Below are 18,756 nucleotides of genomic sequence, written 5' to 3'. Positions count from 1 at the left end.
AGGGGCATCCCATGTTTAGACGATCCGAACAGGACAAGCGCCCACAGGTGCAGATCTTCGTCGACGGCGTTGCCGTCGCGGCGCGCCAGGGCGACACCGTCTCGGCCGCGCTGCTGGCCTCCGGCGTTGACGCACGGCGTTCCACCGCAGTCAGCGGCGCACCGCGTCTGCCTTACTGCATGATGGGCGTCTGTTTCGACTGCCTCGTCACCATCGACGGCGTCGGCAATAGGCAGGGCTGCCTGGTGCCCGTCGCCGAGGGCATGCAGATCGAGATTCAGAAGGGCAAGCGGGAGATCGGAAGATGAGTGTGGCTCCCAAGCGCGAAAATTACGACGTCGTGGTGATCGGCGCCGGCCCTGCCGGCCTCGCCGCTGCGGCCACATCTGCCGAGGCCGGCCTGTCGACGCTGCTGCTCGATGAGAACATCGGCCCTGGCGGTCAGGTGTTTCGGGCGATCGCCTCGACACCCGTGACGGACCGCAACCAGCTCGGCCCGGACTATTGGGTCGGGGCCGATCTCGTGCAGTCGCTGCGCGCGAGCAATGCCGAGATGATCCAGCGTGCCACGGTCTGGAGTCTCGACCGCAATCTCGACATCGCCGTCTCGATCGGCGGCGCCTCCGCCTTCGTCAAGGCCAAGCGCGTGATCCTTTCGACCGGCGCGCTTGAGCGGCCGTTCCCGATTCCCGGCTGGACGCTGCCGGGCGTGATGACCGCAGGCGCGGCCCAGACCATGCTGAAATCGTCGGCCCTGGTGCCCGACGGACGCACGGTGATCGCAGGGCAGGGGCCGCTGCTCTGGCTGCTCGCCGCGCAGATTTTGCGGCTCGGCGGCCGCATCGATCGCATCCTCGACACCACCGAGCGCGGCAATTATTTCGCGGCGCTGCCGCACGCCTTTGCATTCCTGACGTCGCCCTATTTCGCCAAGGGCCTCTCGATGATGCGCGAGGTGAAGGCGAAGGTGCAGGTCGTCTCGGGCGTCACCGAGCTCGCCGCGGCTGGCGACGGCCAGCTCGCGAGCGCCAGCTATGTCGCCGGCGGCAAGCGCGAGACCATTCCGGCCGATCTGTTGCTGCTGCATCAGGGCGTCGTGCCCAACGTCAATCTGGCGATGTCGGCCGGCATCGAGCATCGCTGGGATGATTTACAGCTGTGCTGGTCGCCGGTGCTCGATGCAAGCGGCAATTCGTCGGTCGCGGGCATTGCGATCGCGGGCGATGGCGCCGGCATCGGCGGCGCCAATGCAGCCGTGGTGCGCGGTCGCATTGCCGCGCGCGCCGCGGTGGAAGCACTGGCGCCCGCTTCTGCCGCAAAACTTCCCGCAATGGCGACGCTCCGTTCCGACCTCGCCAGGGCCGAGCGCGGCCGCGTCTTTCTCGACACGCTGTTCCGCCCGGCGCCGCAGTTCCGCATTCCCGCGGGCGATACCATCGTCTGCCGCTGCGAGGAGGTGACCGCCAAGGACGTTCTGGATTCCGTCGCAATCGGTGCGACCGGGCCGAACCAGCTCAAGGCCTATCGCCGCACCGGCATGGGCCCGTGCCAGGGCCGGCTCTGCGGCCTCACCGTCACCGAGCTGATGGCGCAGGCGCGCGGCAAGACTCCGCAGGAGATCGGTTACTACCGGCTGCGCGCGCCGGTGAAGCCGATCACGCTGGCCGAGCTCGCCGCTGTTCCCAAGAGCGAGGCCGACGTCAAGGCCGTGGTGCGCGGATGACACGAAACGTGGATGCGATCGTCATTGGCGGCGGCATCCACGGGTGCTCGACGACGCTGCATTTGTGTCTCGCCGGCCTGAAGCCGCTGCTGATCGAAAAGGACTATGCCGGCCGTCACGCCTCGGGCGTCAACGCCGGTGGCGTCCGCCAGCTCGCCCGGCACATTCCAGAAATCCCACTCTCGATCCGCTCAATGGGCATCTGGGAGAAGATTTCGGACCTCCTCGACGACGATTGCAGTTTCGAGAGCTACGGCCAGGTGCTGGTCGCCGAAAACGAGGACGAGCTCGCCGTCTGCCGTGCGCGTGTCACCGAGCTCAATGCGCTGGGCTTTACCCACGAAGAACTGATCGACGCCGCGGAATTGCGCCGGCTCGTGCCGGCGGTGGCCGAGACCTGTCCCGGTGGCGTGGTCTCCCGCCGCGACGGCGCTGCCAATCCGGCGCAGACGACAACGGCGTTCCGCCGCAAGGCCGAGCAGCTCGGTGCCACCGTGCGCGAAGGCGTGGCCGCCGGCAACATCCGCTATAGCGACGGCCTCTGGCACGTCGATGTCGGTTCGGAGAGCTTTGCCGCGCCGGTGCTGGTCAATGCGGCCGGCGCCTGGGCCGGCAAGATCGCGGCTGATCTCGGCGAGCCGGTGCCGGTCGAGACCGTGGCGCCGATGCTGATGATCACCTCGCGCGTGCCCCACTTCATCGATCCCGTCGTGATCCTGCGCGGGCGAAAACTGTCGTTCAAGCAGTTCAAGAACGGCACCGTGCTGATCGGCGGCGGCCATCTGGCGACGCCCTATCAGGATCGCAACGAGACGGTGCTGGACTGGAAGAGCCTTGCGACCAGCGCGCAAACGGTGTTCGAGCTGTTCCCGGTGATGCGCAGCGCCACCATCGTCCGCGCCTGGGCCGGCATCGAAGCAAAGATGAAGGACGACATCCCCGTGTTCGGGCCGAGCTCCCGTCACAAGGGCCTCTATCACCAGTTCGGCTTCTCGCTGCACGGTTTCCAGCTTGGCCCCGGCGCCGGCGCCGTGATGGCGGAGCTGATCGTCAACGGCGGCACCCAGACCCGCGTCAGCGATCTCGGCATCGACCGCTTCCACCCTCCTACGCTCTAAAAGAAGAGGACATCATGAGCATCACCCGCAGCATCCGCACGCCCATCATGCACCGCGCCGTCGAAGCCAATGGCTTCGTCTTCCTCGGCGGCACGATCGCCGACGACACCTCGGTCTCGATGGGCGACCAGACCCGCAACATCCTCGGCAAGATCGCCGGCTATCTGAAGGAAGCGGGAACCGACAAGTCGCGCGTGGTCAGCGCCTCGATCTTTGTCACCGATCTCTCCAAGAAGAAGGAGATGGACGCAGCCTGGACCGAATTCTTCGGCGACAACCTGCCGACCCGCGCCACCGTCGGCGTGGCCGATCTCGGCGGCGGCGCGCTGATCGAGGTGGTGGTGACCGCGCTGAAGGGCTGATCGCGGCGGGACCGAGATCGGGCGATCGCCCGATCTTGCCAGCGCATTCATGAGAGGGAATTCGACCCGCCGCCAGATCGCATGCGGCAATGATTATCAAAAGCCCGACGCCCTGCCCCCAGCGCGTCGGGCGGAAAGAATGAGTATCAATCCGTGATCCCAACGCCATTGTTGTGACGCGGACCGCATCAATTTTCTACTCCGGGAAACTACCGCATCGGAACTGGGCGTCGTCTGCTCACCGGCTGTGCGGCCTACGACGCCGCGCCTCCGCCCGGCTCCAGCGCCTCGCCGATCTCCAGCGGATGCGCCATGGTCTCGTGCAGCGCGTCGCGGTCGAGCTCGCCTTCGGAGATGCTGATGACGACGCAGGCGACGCCATTGCCGATCAGGTTGGTGAGCGCGCGGCATTCGCTCATGAACTTGTCGATGCCGACAAGGATCGCGATCGACTGGATCGGGATATCAGGCACGATCGACAGCGTCGCGGCGAGCGTGATGAAGCCGGCGCCGGTCACGCCCGAGGCCCCCTTGGAGGTGATCATGGCGATGCCCAAAATGCCGAGCTCCTGCCAGATGGTCAGATGGGTGTTGGTCGCCTGCGCCAGGAACAGCGTCGCCAGCGTCATGTAGATGTTGGTCCCGTCAAGATTGAAGCTGTAGCCGGTGGGGATGACGAGGCCCACCACGGAGCGTGAGGCGCCGAGATGCTCCATCTTCTGGATCATTTGCGGCAGCACGGTCTCGGAGGACGAGGTGCCGAGCACGATCAGGAGCTCGTCCTTGATATAGGCGATGAAACGCAGGATCGAGAAGCCGGAGAGGCGGGCGATCGCGCCGAGCACGATCAGCACGAACAGGATGCTGGTCAGATAGAACGTTCCGATCAAGGCGGCGAGATTGAGCAGTGAGCCGAGGCCATAGGCGCCGACGGTGAACGCCATCGCGCCGAAGGCGCCGATCGGCGCGACGCGCACGATGATGCGGATGATGCCGAAGAACATCTTCGCCGCCTTGTCGATCGCCTCCGCAATGGGCTCGCCGGCCTTGCCGAGAAAGGCGATGGCGAAGCCGGAGAGGATCGAGATCAGCAGCACCTGGAGCAGGTCGCCGCGCGCAATCGCGCCCAGATAACTGTCGGGAATGATCGCCATCAGATGGGCGACGATGCCCTCCTCCTTGGCCTTGGTGACGTAGGTCGCCACCGAATTCGGGTCGATCGTGGCCGGATCGATATTGAAGCCGTGCCCGGGCTGGAGAATCTCGCCGACCAAAAGGCCCACCGCGAGGGCCACGGTCGAGACCGTCTCGAAATAGATCAGCGATTTCAGCCCGACCCGGCCGACCCGCTTCAGATCGCCCATCGAGGAGATGCCGTGCACCACGGTGCAGAAGATCACGGGCGCGATCATCATCTTGATCAGCGCGATGAAGCCGTCGCCGAGCGGCTTCAAGGCCTTGCCGAGGTCGGGATAGACATAGCCGATGAGCACGCCGAGCGCGATCGCGATCAGCACCTGGACGTAGAGGATCTTGTACCAGGGCTGGTGCCGGCGCTGGATGGCTGACGGAATTGCGATCTGTGTCATAATGCAGGCTCGGGAACGGATTGATCGTGCACGATTTGCATCATGTGATGGGCGCCGCAGAAGCGATAATCACATTTTTGTCTGTTGGCACGACCATCGATCGTTGCGCCGCAACTTGGGTGGGAACATGACGATCGCAACAGGCTCGGGCGAGCAGGGGCAAGGCTATTTTCCACGTTGGAAGCTCAAGACCTCGGGCGTGATCATGCCGGAGGAGCGGCTGTCCTGGGGGCAGACCATCGTCTCGGGTCTTCAACATTGCGTCGCGATGTCCGGCGCGACGATCATCGCGCCGCTGCTGATGGGGTTCGATCCCAACGTTGCAGTTCTGTTCTCGGGCGTCGGCACGCTGATCTTCTTCGTCGTCGTTGCCGGGCGCGTGCCGAGCTATCTCGGCTCGAGCTTCGCCTTTATCGCCGTCGTCATCGCCGCCACCGGCTATGCCGGGCAGGGGCCGAACCCAAACCTGTCGGTCGCGCTGGGCGGCATCGTCGGCGCCGGGGTGCTGTATGGCCTGATTTCGCTGGTCGTGATGTGGTCCGGCGTCGGCTGGATCGAGCGGCTGCTGCCGCCGGCCGTCACCGGCGCTGTCGTCGCCGCGATCGGCCTCAATCTCGCGCCGGTGGCGGTCAAGGCGGTGAGCGCGAGTGCCTTCGACACGGGAATCGGGCTCGCCACCGTGCTGATCATCGGCGTGGTGGCCGTTGCAGCGCCAGGCCTGTGGCGCCGCCTGCCGATCATCCTCGGCGCGGCCGGCGGCTATCTGTTGTATCTGCTGTTCGCAAACGGCCTCGGCTTCGGCAAGCCGATCGACTTCACCCAGCTCTCGGCCGCGCCGTGGCTCGGCCTGCCGAACTTCACCACGCCGAGCTTCCATGCCGATGCGATCTTCCTCATCGCGCCGGTTGCGGTCATTCTCGTTGCCGAGAACCTCGGGCACATCAAGGCCGTCGCCGCCATGACGGGCCGCAGCCTCGATGCCTATCTCGGCCGCGCTTTGTTCGCGGACAGCCTCGCGACCATCGTGGCCGCTTGCGGCGGCGGCACCGGCGTCACCACCTATGCCGAGAACATCGGCGTGATGGCGGCGACCAAGGTCTATTCGACCCTGCTGTTTGCGTTCGCAGCCTTGGTGTCGATCCTGCTCGGCTTCTCGCCGAAATTCGGCGCGCTGATCCTGTCGATCCCGGGTCCCGTCATCGGCGGCCTCTCGATCGTGTTGTTCGGCTTGATCGCCGCGATGGCGGGGCGGATCTGGGTCGAGAACAAGGTCGACTTCGCCAACCCTGCGAACCTGATCTCCGTCGCGGTGGCGCTGACCGCAGGTGCCGGCGATCTCACGCTCAAATTCGGTGCGTTCACGATCGGCGGCATCGGCACCGCGACTTTCGGCGCGATCATCCTCTATCAAATCCTGACCTCGCCGCTCGCGCGAGCCGATTAGATCCCAGCATCGCTAAGGGATGGAACAAAAGGCCGGTTCCATCCATGATGGTGCATCCCGGAGAGAACACATGCCGCAAACCGAACGCTCGACCTCGTTTCCCTCGCGCCTCGTCGGCCAATACGCGCTGGTGACAGGCGCCTCGCAAGGCATCGGCCGCGCCGTTGCCATCCGGCTGGCGCAGGAAGGCGCGACTGTCGCCATCAACTATTTCGATCACGCCGGCAATGCCGAGGAGACCCTTGCCCTTGCACGAAGCGCGGCGAGCGATCGCGGCCACGGCAGGCTCGACCATATCGTCGTCAAGGCCGATATCGGCAATGAGCAGGACATCGCCGCGATGTTCGAGACCGTCCTGGCGCGCTTCAAGCGCCTCGACTGCCTCGTCAACAATGCCGGCTTCCAGCGGGAATCGCCGAGCGAGGCGCTCGACGTCGAAACCTACCGCCGCATCATCGACGTCAATCTCAACGGCGCCGTGCTGTGTGCGCAGAAGGCGCTGGCGCATTTCGTCGCGCGCGGGGCAGGCGGCAGCATCATCAACTGCTCCAGTGTCCACCAGATCATCCCAAAACCCGGCTATCTCGCCTACTCCATCAGCAAGAGCGGTATGGCCGGTCTCACCCGCACGCTGGCGCTCGAATTCGCGCGGCACGGCATCCGTGTCAATGCGGTCGGTCCCGGCGCGATCGACACGCCGATCAACGCCGCCTGGACGGGAGATCCCGCAAAGCGCGGCGTCGTCACCTCCCATATTCCCATGGGGCGCGTCGGCGCGCCCGAAGAGATCGCCGCCGTGTTCGCCTTCCTCGCCTCCGACGATGCCAGCTACATCACCGGGCAGACCATCTATGCCTGCGGGGGTCTGACGCTGTTTCCAGAGTTTCGGGAGAACTGGGCAAGCTGAGAATCGGCTTGGGATGACGCGTCCCTCGCGCGGGATGGAGGGGCAGGCCGGTTGGGGGTCTGCGGCGCCGTGTGCTATCGACCGTGGACGATGCTGCCGCTAATTGGCAGACGCCGACACATGACGGGCTCGTGACCACAACCATCAACATCAATGCCTATAGCGACGCGCTGGTGGTGCTCGGGACCGCCGGCGTGGTGGTGCCAATGGTCCGGCATTGGGGCATCAATCCCGTGCTGGGCTATCTTGGCGCGGGGCGCCATTCTCGGTCCGCTCGGGCTCGGCTCGCTCGTTCGCGACATCCCATTCCTGTATTGGTTCACGGTGACGGACGCGCAGAACGTCGAGGGTATCGCCAATCTCGGCATCGTGTTCCTGCTGTTCCTGATCGGGCTCGAGCTGTCGTTGCGCCGGCTCGTCACGATGCGACGCTTCGTGTTCGGGCTTGGCGGCCTGCAAGTCCTTGCGACGTCGGCCATGATTTTCGGCGTGGCGCTTCTCTTTGGGCAGAGCTCCGATACGGCCGTTATCCTCGGGGCGAGCCTTGCGCTGTCCTCGACGGCGATCGTACTCGAGCTTCTATCCACCGAGAGGCGGCTTGCGACCACAGCCGGGCGCGCCAGTTTCGCGGTGCTGCTGGCCCAGGACCTTGCCGTGGTCCCCGTCCTCGTCCTTGTCGCGGTGCTCGGCGCGGGCAGCGGCGGCTCGGTCGTGGCGCACATCTCCACGGCGATCCTGAAGGCCGTGCTGGCAGTCGTTTTCCTGATTCTGATTGGACGGCTGCTGATGCGCCCGCTCTTCCAGATGGTTGCAGGCACCCATTCGACGGAGTTGTTCGTTGCCGCGACCCTGTTCGTCATTGTCGGCGCAGGGCTTGCCGCCCACCAGGCCGGCCTATCGATGGCGCTCGGAGCATTCGTTGCAGGACTGATGCTGGCGGAGACCGAGTATGGCAAGGCCATCGAGGCCACCGTCGAGCCGTTCAAGGGCCTGCTGCTCGGCATCTTCTTCTTCACCGTCGGCATGGCCATCGACTTCCGCGTGTTCGCGCGGGAGCCCGGTTGGCTGCTGGCGGCCGTTATCGGCATTGTCGTCGGCAAGGCGATCGTGCTCATCATCTTAGGCCGCCTCTTCAGGCTGTCATGGCCGGCGGCGATCGAGATCGGCTTCCTGCTGGGCCCCGTCGGCGAATTCGCCTTCGTCAGCATCGGAATGGCGGCGGCCGGCGACCTGATCGAGCCCCGCGTATCGAGCTTTGCCGTGGCCGTCACCGCCGTGACGATGGCGTTGACACCGCTTCTGAGCATTCTCGGACGAAAATTGGCCGCGAAGCTGGGCAGCGAGCGCGCGCGCGATCCCGAGCTTGCGGTTCGGCCGCCCGGCGATCAGGCGCAAGCCATCGTGGTCGGCTACGGCCGTGTTGGAAAAGTCGTCTGCTCCCTGCTGACAAGCCACGGCCTGAACTACATTGCCGTCGATCACGAGGCCGCCGGCGTGGCGCGCGATCGCCGCGACGGCCACAGAGTCTATTTCGGCGATGCGACCGAACCGGGATTCCTCGAAGCCTGCGGCCTGATGCAGACGACCGGCGTGATCATCACCGTCCAATCACGGCCGGCGATCGACGCCGTCGTCGAGCGGATCCGGGCGGTGCGGCCGGATGTGCTGATCGTTTCACGCGCGCGGGACGCCGATCATGCCCGCCACCTCTATGCGATCGGCGCAACCGATGCGGTGCCGGAAACGATCGAGGCGAGCCTGCAACTCTCCGAAGCCGCGCTGGTCGGCCTCGGCGTTGCGGTCGGTCATGCGATCGCCTCGGTGCACGAGAAGCGGGACGAATTCCGGCGCACGCTGCAGCAGGCCGCCCGCATCGCCGGACAAGAGAAGGCTCCTCCGCCCGATCTCACAGGGCGCCGGTCCTCACGATAGCCACTCGTCCGGACGGCTGTGCGCCGCCGGCGCTCGTGATCTGGCAAAATGCAGTTGCGCGAACTACATGTGCGCGATGACAAATGCTGCGCCGGGAAACAGATCGCTCCAGGATTTTATCGAGCGGCACGAAAACCTGTTCGTGCTGACCGGCGCCGGCTGCAGCACCAATTCGGGCATTCCCGATTATCGCGATAGCCAGGGCAATTGGAAGCGGACCCAGCCCGTCAACTTCCAGGCCTTCATGTCGGACGGGCCTACGCGCCGGCGCTATTGGGCGCGCAGCCTGATCGGCTGGCGGCGGTTCGGCCAGGCCAAGCCGAACGATGCGCATCGCGCATTGGCCCGGCTCGAGGCGAATGGGCGATGCGGGATGTTGCTGACGCAGAATGTCGACCGGCTGCATCAGTCGGCCGGCCACCGGCAGGTGATCGACCTGCACGGCCGGCTCGATCTGGTCCGCTGCATGGGCTGCGGTCGCAAGACCCCTCGCGACGCGTTCCAGCACGCTCTCGGCCGCGCCAATGCGGCATGGCTGGCGCTCGATGCCGTGGACGCGCCCGATGGCGACGCCGATCTCGAGCACGAGGATTTTTCCTCCTTCGAGGTGCCGCCTTGCGAGGCCTGCGGCGGCATCCTCAAGCCCGACGTGGTGTTCTTCGGCGAGACCGTGCCGCGCGAGGTGGTGGCCACGGCGCAGGATCATCTGGCGCAGGCCGATGCCATGCTGATCGTCGGCTCGTCATTGATGGTCTATTCCGGCTTCCGCTTCGTCCAGGCCGCCGCGAAGCGGCAGATTCCGATCGCCGCGGTCAATCTCGGCCGCACCCGCGCCGACGATCTCCTGACGCTGAAGGTCGAGGAGCGCTGCGAAGCGGCGCTGGCGTTTTTGCTCTGAGCGCATGGCCAACAGGGTGACCTGGCTGTTGATCAGGCTCGGCCCGGCACCTTAGCAGGTCTAGTTTGGAGCAGTTGCGGCCTTGTTGCCGGCACGCGTGAGCCCATCTTCGAAAAGTTTTGCCTCCTTGTCGCGGCGCTGCTGTAGTCCGGAGACGGTCGGCCACAGTCTCTTCATCGCCCAAATCTGATCGGCAATCTTGTCAAACTCCCGTTTCTCGATCAGCTCCTTGATGGCTCGCATTTCGATGTAGCGATCGCCTTGCGAGTCGAAGGACAGGCCCCTGTTGTATGCGATCGACAGGATCGCTCCGTAGCAATCGGGAGGAAGCTCGCGGGCATTTGGCAGACGCCCGTCAACCAGGCTCGACCAGCGTTCGATCTGCTTGCCGAATACAACGACCGCGTCATCCCAATCGATCACGATGTCCTGCAAGCTGTTTGCGAGATCGCGCGCGGCTTGCCCTCTGATCGAGACAGCTGTTGTCAGCCGATTCAGGTCGGCCGAGGCAATCAGGCCGTCCCAGTCCTGATTCATCTGGCTTGGAGACACCGAACCCAGATCATAACCGATCCCGATGGTGACGCCGCCCATGCCTGTCCATGTTGGATGCGCATAAGTCTTTTCGTAGTTCTCGCGGCCGAGAACCTCAAAGCTCGCTATCATTTCAAGCGCTCTCGGCGAAAGCCTCCGGGATAGCGAGTCGGGAACAGGGAAGTTGGCTGCCCCGGCCGGCGCTGGGAGAACGGGCGCATCCGTTCTTGCAAGGATTCTCGTGACCAGCGCCTTGTCCGTAATGAGTCCGGTTTCAGCAAGGTATCGAATGTTCTTCCGGGATTGCTCGACGTCACCGACGCTGGCCATCTTCAGGATCAATTCGTGCTCCTGCTTCTGGCTTTCCAACTGCTTGGTGCTTTCGAATTTCCTGGTTTCCAACTCGAGTGAATTGCGGCTCTGCATCGTGGTCGCGACCACGGATCCGAAGATGGTCAGAACCCCCGCCATCAGGGCCGTCGTCAGCGGCGAGAATGCCCGGGCAAGCCAGCCGTTCTCGCGAAGCTTCTGTTCGAGTTCCAACCGCTTGAGCGGGAGCTCGTCGCGCCATCGCTGCTGTTCGAAAAGGAATTTGCGCTCCTCGAGCGGAGTATCGTCGGCCATGCAAGTCACTCCTGGGAATGGCTGCTGCGGGAAAATAATCACGGATGCAATCTTTGGTAAAGAGAACGCATCCGCTGCTTGGTCGCGCCGCGCCGGCGATCTCCTCGCGCGTCAGGTCGAGGAGCGCTGCGAAGCGGCGCTTGCATTCCTGCTCTGATCGCTCAGGCGCGAACACGCCTTGCCTATTGCATAGGTGCCGCGCAAAATAGCCGGGCACAGCGCTGCCGGCATGCCTCATGGCACGGGAATTGCTGCGCTTTTTGGGCCCAGTCTTGACGACCAGCACGGAGAAATTGGAATGCTTGAGGGAGCCGAGGTGCGGCTTGCCGTCGATATCGGTGGCACGTTCACCGACATCGTGCTGGACGTGGGACAAGATCGCAAAACCCGCAAGGTGCTGACGACGCCGCAGCGGCCCGAGCAGGCGGTGCTGGACGGCATGCGGCTCATCCTTGCCGATGCGCGCGCCCATATCAGCGATATCGACGTCTTCATCCACGGCACGACGCTCGCGACCAATGCCATCATCGAGCGGCGCGGCGCCAAGACGGCGCTGATCGCAACCGAAGGCTTTCGCGACGTGCTCGATATCGGCACCGAGAGCCGCTACGACCAGTACGATCTCGGCATCGACAAGCCGAAGCCGCTGGCCCCGCGCAGCCTCCGCTTCACCGTGCCCGAGCGCATCGACGCCCATGGCGGCGTCCGCCTCCCGCTCGACGAGACGGCCGTGCGCGCGCTGGCGCCCAAATTGCGTGAGCTCGGCGTCGAGAGCGTCGCGATCGCCTTCCTGCACTCCTACGCCAATCCCGAGCACGAGCGACGCGCGGCCGCAATCATCGCGGAAGAGATGCCCGGCATTTCGGTGACGGTGTCCTCGGCGGTGTGTCCCGAGATCCGCGAATATGAGCGCACCTCCACGGCCGTTGCGAACGCCTATGTGCAGCCATTGATCGACGGTTATCTCGCCCGCATGGCCGACGCCCTGCAGGTCGAGCAGTTTCGCGGCGCGATCTATCTCGTCACGTCAGGTGGCGGCGTCACCTCGATCGAGACGGCGCGGCGTTTTCCGGTGCGCCTCGTCGAGTCCGGCCCGGCTGGCGGCGCGATCTTCGCGGCGCAGATCGCGGCGCGGCTCGGGGAGAGCAGGGTGCTCTCCTTCGACATGGGCGGCACCACGGCGAAGATCTGCCTGATCGAGAAGTACCAGCCCGAGACCTCACGCGTGTTCGAGGTCGATCGCGCCGCGCGCTTCCTCAAGGGCTCCGGCCTGCCGGTGCGCATCCCCGTGATCGAGATGGTCGAGATCGGCGCGGGCGGCGGTTCGATCGCCCATGTCGACGCGATGAAGCGCGTCACCGTCGGCCCGGAGAGCGCCTCGTCGGAGCCGGGCCCGGCCTGCTATGGCCGCGGCGGCCAGCGTCCGGCGGTGACGGATGCCGACGTTGCGCTCGGCATGATCGACCCTGATGCCTTTGCAGCCGGCACGATCAAGCTCGATCCGGAGCTGTCGAAACAGGCGCTGCTGCGCGATGTCGGTGCGCCGCTCGGCCTGTCGGCGGAAACCGCGGCTTATGCCGTGCACGAGGTGGTCTGCGAGAACATGGCGAGCGCGGCGCGCGTGCACGCCGTCGAGCGCGGCGCGGTGGTCGGCCAGCACACGCTGATCGCCTTCGGCGGCGCTGCGCCGCTGCATGCGGCGCGCGTCGCCGAGAAGATCGGCGTCTCGCGTGTGATCGTGCCGTCGAATGCCGGCGTCGGCTCTGCGGTCGGCTTTCTGGCCGCGCCGATCGCCTATGAGCTGGTGCGCAGCCGGCACGTCCGCCTCGATGATTTCGACACCGAGGCGGTCTCCGACCTCTTGCAGGAGATGGCAACCGAAGCGCGTGCGCTGGTCGAGCCTGGAGCTGCCGGCGCACCGGTGCGCGAGCGCCGCGCGGCCTTCATGCGCTATGTCGGCCAGGGCCACGAGATCACCGTCGAGCTGCCGAACCGGCGGCTCACCTCGGCCGATCTCGCCTCCCTGCGTCAGCAGTTCGAAACCGACTATTCGGCGATGTTCGAGCGTCCGATCCCGGGCGCGGCGATCGAGGTGTTGAGCTGGTCGGTGCTGGCGACGACGGAGGCGCGCAATCCGCCTGGCGTTGCGGCGGTCGCGCGCAAGGCCGCGGCCAAGGCGTCGGGCAGTCGAAAATTCTTCGACGGCCGGGCCGGAGAAGTGATCGAGATCCCGCTCTATCGCCGGGAGGACATGGCGCCGGGAGCGACCATCGCGGGTCCCGCCGTGATCGCGGAAGACGAGACCTCGACCTTCGTCTCCACCAGTTTCGACGCCCATATCGACGGTGCTGGCAGCATCGTCATGGAACGAAAGGCGGCCTGATCATGAGCAAGGCAAATGGCGCGAGCCTGATCGACCTTCAGATCATGTGGCACCGGCTGATCGCCGTGGTGGAGGAGCAGGCGCAGGTGCTTCTGCGCACCGCCTTCAGCCCGATCGTGCGCGAATGCGGCGACCTCTCGGCCGGCGTGTTCGACCTCAGGGGGCGGATGCTGGCGCAGGCGGTGACCGGCACGCCCGGCCACGTCAACTCGATGGCGGAATCGGTCAAGCACTTCATCGCTCATTTCCCGATCGAGACGATGAAGGAGGGCGATGCCTACATCACCAACGATCCCTGGATGGGGACCGGTCATCTCAACGATTTCGTCGTCACCACGCCCTGCTTCAAGGACGGCAAGGTCGTCGCGCTGTTCTCCTGCACCAGCCATCTGATGGACATCGGCGGCATCGGCTTCGGACCTGACGCCACCGACGTTTTCATGGAGGGGCTCTACATCCCCATGCTGAAGCTGATCGATCAGGGCGTCGTCAACGAGACGCTGATGGCGATGATCCGCACCAACACGCGCCTGCCGATCGATACCGAGGGCGACACCTATTCGCTCGCCGGCTGCAACGACGTCGGCTGCGAGCGGCTGGTCGAGATGATGACCGAGTTCGGCATCGACACGCTCGACGAGCTCGGCGATTACATCTGCGAGCGCTCGCGCGAGGCCGTGCTGGCCGAGATCGCAAAGCTGCCGAAGGGCAGCTGGCGCAACACCATGGTGGTCGACGGCTATGATGCGCCGGTGACGCTGGCCGCGACGCTGACGATCTCGGAGACCGGCATCCACGTCGATTTCGACGGCACATCCGCCGCCTCGAAGTTCGGCATCAACGTGCCGCTGTCCTACACCACGGCCTACACCGTGTTTGGCCTCGGCTGCGTCGTCGCCTCGCAGATTCCCAACAATGCCGGCTCGCTTTCGCCGCTGACCGTGTCGGCGCCGGCGGGCGCGATCCTCAATGCGCCGAAGCCGGCGCCCGTGGCTTCGCGCCACGTCATCGGCCAGATGCTGCCTGACGTCGTGTTCGGCTGCCTGCGCCAGATCATTCCCGAGCGCGTGCCCGCGGAAGGCACCTCCTGCCTGTGGAATCTCAACGTCCGCGGCCAGACGCGAAGCGGCGCCGGCGGCAATTACGGGTTCTCGATGGCGGTCACCTCGAATGGCGGCACCGGCGCGCGCTTCGGCAAGGATGGATTGTCGGCCACCGCTTACCCGAGCGGCGTGCGCGGCACGCCGGTCGAGATCGCGGAGACGCAGACGCCGCTGATCTTCTGGCGCAAGGAGCTGCGTCCGGATTCCGGCGGGGCAGGGCGCACCCGCGGCGGCCTCGGCCAGATCATCGAAGTCGGCAGCGGCGTCGATGCGCCGTTCGACATCCTCGCGGCGTTCGATCGCATCGATCATCCGCCGCGTGGGCGCGACGGCGGCCGAAACGGCGAGGCCGGCTATGTCGGCCTCAAGTCCGGCAAGAAACTGCGCGGCAAAGGCTTCCAGCAGGTGCCGCCGGACGATCGACTAGTCGTGATGACGCCCGGCGGCGCCGGCATCGGCGATCCCAGGGAGCGCGATCGCGCGGCCGTCAACGACGACATCGCGAGCGGTCTCGTGTCGTCAGAGAACGCCGTCAAGGTTTATGGGTACGCGCGTTGATGCATCGACGCGCTTGGTAAAGGGAGGGGCGAACTGATCACGCGACGGAACTTCACCGGGGGGCGCGGCGACGCTGCTCCGCAGGTTTCGACGAGGTCTGGTTCGGCATCGTCCTCTTGCTCGCGGTCGAGATGGCGCAGATCACGCCGCCGGTCGGCTTCAACCTGTTCGTCATCCAGTGCCTTACCGAAGATGGTCTCGGCTATATCGCGCGCGTCACCTTGCCGTACCTCGTGATCATGATCGCCTTTGTGCTGCTGCTCACGCTATGGCCGGCCACGGTCACGATCCTGCCGAAGACGGATAAGCCGACTAGTTCCAAGAAATTTGGCCGATCAATCGCAAAAACGGTCAGCGCCGCTGCCGTTTTAAGTTGCCCTGCATCAAATCGCCTTCAGCGCGCATTCCGTGTTTGCACGTTCTTTGATCCGTCGTACACTGTAACGGCAAGCAGAAGTACAACAGCAACCACTCCGGTGAACGTGGCTCCTCGGCGCGATGCGCCGAGCGAGGGGACGTCTGTTGACGATTCGGTCCGATGGAGGACGATCGACGCTCACTGAACTGCAAATAATCCCTCGCGGCGGCGTTCACGAGACGCAATCAACAAACACAAGAGCGGGAGGAAGTGCAAATGAGGAAACAGTGGCTCAGCTCGGTCTTGCCTGTCGTTGTCGTTGCGACGTTTGCAGCGACGGCGGCATTGGCTCAGTCCGTGGATACGGCCCGTATCGAGAGCGCCGGACAGAACGATTGGCTCACCTATCACGGCTCGTACAAATCCCATCACTACAGCCCGCTTGCGCAGATCAATGCGAGCAATGTCGGCAATCTGGGCGTGGCGTGGATGCACATTCCCGGACGCTCGACGCGCGGACTGCAGTCGATGCCGCTCGTAGCCGACGGCGTGCTGTACTATTCGGGCTCTTACAGCCGCGTCTTCGCGCTGAACGGCGCGACCGGCGAAGTCATCTGGTCGTTCTTTCCGGAGCTGGATGAAGCGCTGATCAGCCGGCAGACCCACTCCCCTTACAACCGCGGCGTCGCTCTCGGCGAAGGCAAGGTCTTCGTCGGCACGATGGATGGACGTGCCTTCGGGCTGGACGCCAAGACCGGAAAGGTTCTCTGGGAGACCAGGCTGCTCGACTCGCAGAAGCTCACGGTCGGCTTCACCGGCGCGCCGCTTTACGCGAAGGGCAGCGTGATCATCGGCGCGCAAGGCGGCGAATGGCCGGGCCGCGGCCCGATCTTCGCGCTCGATGCCGCGACGGGAAAGAAGAAGTGGGAGTTCCTGACGGTCGCAGGCACCGACGAGGCCATGAAGACCTGGGGCAACGAGTCCTGGCGCACCGGCGGTGGTGGCGGCTGGATGCCGGGCACCTACGATTCCGAGACCAACACCATCCTGTGGGGCACTGCGAACCCGGCGCCGCTCTACGATTGGTCGGGCGCAGACTACAAGACGCAGGGCGCGCGTCCCGGCGACAATCTCTACACCAGCTCGGTGATCGGGCTCGACATCGACACCGGCAAGCTGAAATTCTACCATCAGGAACTGCCGCACGATGCCTGGGACTTCGACAGCTCCGTCGGCGAGTTCGTGATGCTCGAGCGTGACGGCCAGAAATACGTGGTCCATCCGAACAAGGGCGGCTTCGTCTTCGTCTACGACCGCAATCTCGCCGTGAAGAACGTCTGGCGGCTGGTCGAGAACATCAACTTCGTGAAGGACATCGATCCCAAGACCGGCGCGCTGATCGGCCGTCGCGATTTCCCGGTCGGGAAGGTCACCGAACCACCGCTCTGTCCGTTCATCGGCGGCGGCATCAGCTGGAACGCCGGCTCGTACAGCCCCAAGACCGGTCTCTATTACAAGATCGGACAGGAATGGTGCATGACGCTGGATATCCAGAAGACGACCCCGGTCACAGCGCCGCAGGCCCAGCTCAACATCGGTGCCGATTTCAAGATGGTGCCGCCTCCGGGTGGTGAGATCTACGGACACCTCGACGCGCGCGATCCCATCACGGGCGCGAAGAAATGGGAAGTTCGCTATCCCGAGCCTCCGCTCGGAAGCGTGCTGTCGACCGCGGGCAACCTCGTCTTCGTGCCTGATTCCCGCGGCGTGCTGCACGCCTATGATGCCGAAACCGGCGCCGAGCTGTGGAAGCACAACAACGGAACCGGCCATCAGGGCGGCATCGTCAGCTACTCCGTCGGCGGCAAGCAATATATCGCCGTGACGGCGGGCTTCGGCGGGATGCTGGCAGACGAATATGCGCCGAACTTCGGCGGCGTCTACAAGAGCATGCCGCGTGACGACGGCGCCTTGGTCGTCTTCAGCCTGAAATAGGTAAGCCGCAGAGGTTCGGTCATGGAGCGGGCGCAAGCCCGCTCCTCGATCGACGTCGCGGCCCGTGCGTGGATCAGGAATGGAGCGTAGCTGTTGAGACTGCCTTGCAAAACGATTCCGGCGGGGCTGGGCGCCTCATTGCTGTGGGTTGCGATGGCCCAGGCACAATCCGCAACGCCCGCGCCGGAGAACGCGGCGTTCGAGGTCGAGCAGGTGTTCGCGGGGACGTGCGGCTTTTGTCACTCCGACGGCGGCCGCGCCGCCGGCAAAGGGCCGCAACTGATGAATTCGCCGCGGGACGACGACTTCATTCGCAATCGCATCAAGCAGGGCAAGCAGGGGGCGATGCCAGCCTTCGACGGCGCCTTCACCGACGCCCAGATTGACCAGATGGTCAAATACATCCGCGCCCTGAAACCGCGCGAGGGTTGAACCGCAGAGAGCGCGGCATGAAGGCATTTGTCCCTGTTATCGTCGCCGCCATCGTGCTGTCGGGGCAGGCGTCGGCGCGACCCCTGGAGGCGATCCGCTCCAGCGGCGTGATCGGGCTCTGCGCGCATCCCAATTCGCTTCCCTTCGCGCACAAGACCGGCGATCCGCCCGGCTTCCAGATCGAGCTCGGCCGGGTGCTGGCACGCGAGCTCGGTGTCTCCCTGAGGCTCGACTGGATCATCACGCAGTACCAGATGCGCAGCGCCGGCTGCGACATTCTTCTGGACGTTATCGCCGATCGCGAAGCGCAAGGCGAAACCCGCCTGAAAATCTCCAAACCGTACTATCGCACGGGCGTCGCGCTCGCCGTGCCTTCATCCAGCACGCTCACGTCCTTCGCGAGCCTCAACGGGTCGACCAAGGTGGGCGTGCAGGTTGGATCGATCGCAGCCATGATCATCGGTCAGCGGCGCGTGCCGATATCGACCTTCGGCTTCGAGAGCGACAGCCTGGAGGCCGTATCGAACCGCGAGATCGATGCCGCCGCGGTCACGCCCACTGCGGCGAGCTATTTCAATCTGACCCATCCGGACAATCCGCTCCGGATCCTGGATCGCGATGAGAGCACGGCCGATCTGAACTGGAACGTCGGCGTCGGCATGGTCCGCCCGGACGATGCCTTGCGCGAGGCCGTCGACGCAGCGATGGAACGGCTGCGCAGCGACGGCACGATCGACCGGATCTACCGCCGCTACGGCATCACGCTGCAGGCGCCGAGATAGCGCGCTGCACGACG

15 protein-coding genes and 1 pseudogene are annotated in these 18,756 nt (G+C 65.0%); 14 read left to right on the top strand and 2 right to left on the bottom strand.

The window, feature by feature from the left end; translation table 11 throughout:
- Nucleotides 1-11: 11 nt before the first annotated feature.
- Genes XI05_RS17735 through XI05_RS17720 form a run of 4 tightly spaced genes read left to right on the top strand, consistent with a single transcriptional unit; the run spans nt 12 to nt 3,203 of the window.
- Nucleotides 12-308, top strand: a complete 297-nt coding sequence (locus tag XI05_RS17735) for a (2Fe-2S)-binding protein (RefSeq protein ID WP_172784813.1) — start codon at nt 12-14, stop codon at nt 306-308.
- Nucleotides 305-1,723, top strand: coding sequence for an FAD/NAD(P)-dependent oxidoreductase (locus tag XI05_RS17730; protein WP_271503956.1), 1,419 nt, complete (start codon nt 305-307; stop codon nt 1,721-1,723). Before XI05_RS17735 ends, XI05_RS17730 begins: the two co-directional genes overlap by 4 nt.
- On the top strand, nt 1,720-2,841 hold the full coding sequence (locus XI05_RS17725; RefSeq protein ID WP_271503954.1) for an NAD(P)/FAD-dependent oxidoreductase: 1,122 nt from the start codon (nt 1,720-1,722) through the stop codon (nt 2,839-2,841). The genes XI05_RS17730 and XI05_RS17725 overlap by 4 nt, the downstream gene beginning before the upstream one ends.
- Before the next feature lie 14 nt (nt 2,842-2,855).
- Nucleotides 2,856-3,203 (top strand): RidA family protein, encoded by a 348-nt coding sequence (locus XI05_RS17720; protein WP_025034068.1) that lies wholly within the window; start codon nt 2,856-2,858, stop codon nt 3,201-3,203.
- A 254-nt stretch (nt 3,204-3,457) separates the two neighbouring features.
- Here XI05_RS17720 and XI05_RS17715 read toward each other — a convergent pair whose 3' ends face one another.
- The gene (locus tag XI05_RS17715; protein ID WP_271503952.1) at nt 3,458-4,792 is read right to left on the bottom strand and encodes a dicarboxylate/amino acid:cation symporter; all 1,335 of its coding nucleotides are present in this window, start codon (nt 4,790-4,792) and stop codon (nt 3,458-3,460) included.
- A gap of 127 nt (nt 4,793-4,919) precedes the next feature.
- Between XI05_RS17715 and XI05_RS17710 the strand changes: the two genes are divergently transcribed.
- From XI05_RS17710 to XI05_RS17695, 4 genes are all read left to right on the top strand, one after another.
- Nucleotides 4,920-6,236, top strand: a complete 1,317-nt coding sequence (locus tag XI05_RS17710; protein WP_271503949.1) for a solute carrier family 23 protein — start codon at nt 4,920-4,922, stop codon at nt 6,234-6,236.
- Between the two features lie 70 nt (nt 6,237-6,306).
- Nucleotides 6,307-7,143, top strand: coding sequence for an SDR family oxidoreductase (locus tag XI05_RS17705; RefSeq protein ID WP_271503947.1), 837 nt, complete (start codon nt 6,307-6,309; stop codon nt 7,141-7,143).
- Between the two features lie 246 nt (nt 7,144-7,389).
- On the top strand, nt 7,390-9,075 hold the full coding sequence (locus tag XI05_RS17700; RefSeq protein ID WP_271503944.1) for a cation:proton antiporter domain-containing protein: 1,686 nt from the start codon (nt 7,390-7,392) through the stop codon (nt 9,073-9,075).
- A 76-nt stretch (nt 9,076-9,151) separates the two neighbouring features.
- Nucleotides 9,152-9,973 carry an NAD-dependent protein deacetylase gene (locus XI05_RS17695; RefSeq protein WP_271503942.1) on the top strand — a complete coding sequence of 274 codons (822 nt, stop codon included), beginning with the start codon at nt 9,152-9,154 and terminating at the stop codon, nt 9,971-9,973.
- Between the two features lie 60 nt (nt 9,974-10,033).
- Here XI05_RS17695 and XI05_RS17690 read toward each other — a convergent pair whose 3' ends face one another.
- A complete protein-coding gene (locus XI05_RS17690; protein ID WP_271503939.1) occupies nt 10,034-11,131 on the bottom strand; it encodes a hypothetical protein in 1,098 nt (365 codons plus the stop codon).
- A gap of 298 nt (nt 11,132-11,429) precedes the next feature.
- Between XI05_RS17690 and XI05_RS17685 the strand changes: the two genes are divergently transcribed.
- The 6 genes and pseudogenes from XI05_RS17685 (at nt 11,430) to XI05_RS17660 (ending at nt 18,742) form a co-directional block, all read left to right on the top strand.
- The gene (locus XI05_RS17685) at nt 11,430-13,514 is read left to right on the top strand and encodes a hydantoinase/oxoprolinase family protein (RefSeq protein ID WP_271503936.1); all 2,085 of its coding nucleotides are present in this window, start codon (nt 11,430-11,432) and stop codon (nt 13,512-13,514) included.
- A gap of 2 nt (nt 13,515-13,516) precedes the next feature.
- Entirely contained in the window at nt 13,517-15,175 is a 1,659-nt protein-coding gene (locus XI05_RS17680; RefSeq protein WP_271503933.1) for a hydantoinase B/oxoprolinase family protein, read from the top strand.
- 80 nt (nt 15,176-15,255) lie between these two features.
- A pseudogene (locus XI05_RS17675) lies at nt 15,256-15,474 on the top strand (TRAP transporter large permease subunit); the annotation flags it as partial.
- A 335-nt stretch (nt 15,475-15,809) separates the two neighbouring features.
- A complete protein-coding gene (locus tag XI05_RS17670) occupies nt 15,810-17,528 on the top strand; it encodes a pyrroloquinoline quinone-dependent dehydrogenase (RefSeq protein ID WP_212254242.1) in 1,719 nt (572 codons plus the stop codon).
- A 153-nt stretch (nt 17,529-17,681) separates the two neighbouring features.
- Entirely contained in the window at nt 17,682-17,960 is a 279-nt protein-coding gene (locus tag XI05_RS17665; protein WP_271503931.1) for a c-type cytochrome, read from the top strand.
- A gap of 17 nt (nt 17,961-17,977) precedes the next feature.
- Nucleotides 17,978-18,742: a substrate-binding periplasmic protein gene (locus tag XI05_RS17660; RefSeq protein WP_271503928.1), complete on the top strand. Its 765-nt coding sequence runs from the start codon at nt 17,978-17,980 to the stop codon at nt 18,740-18,742.
- The last annotated feature ends 14 nt before the right edge of the window (nt 18,743-18,756 follow it).

The sequence above is a fragment of the Bradyrhizobium sp. CCBAU 11357 genome, from assembly GCF_028128865.1.
Classification (GTDB): Bacteria; Pseudomonadota; Alphaproteobacteria; order Rhizobiales; family Xanthobacteraceae; genus Bradyrhizobium.
Note: the sequence above shows the minus strand (reverse complement) of the source record. Positions and strands in the feature narration are given on the sequence as shown.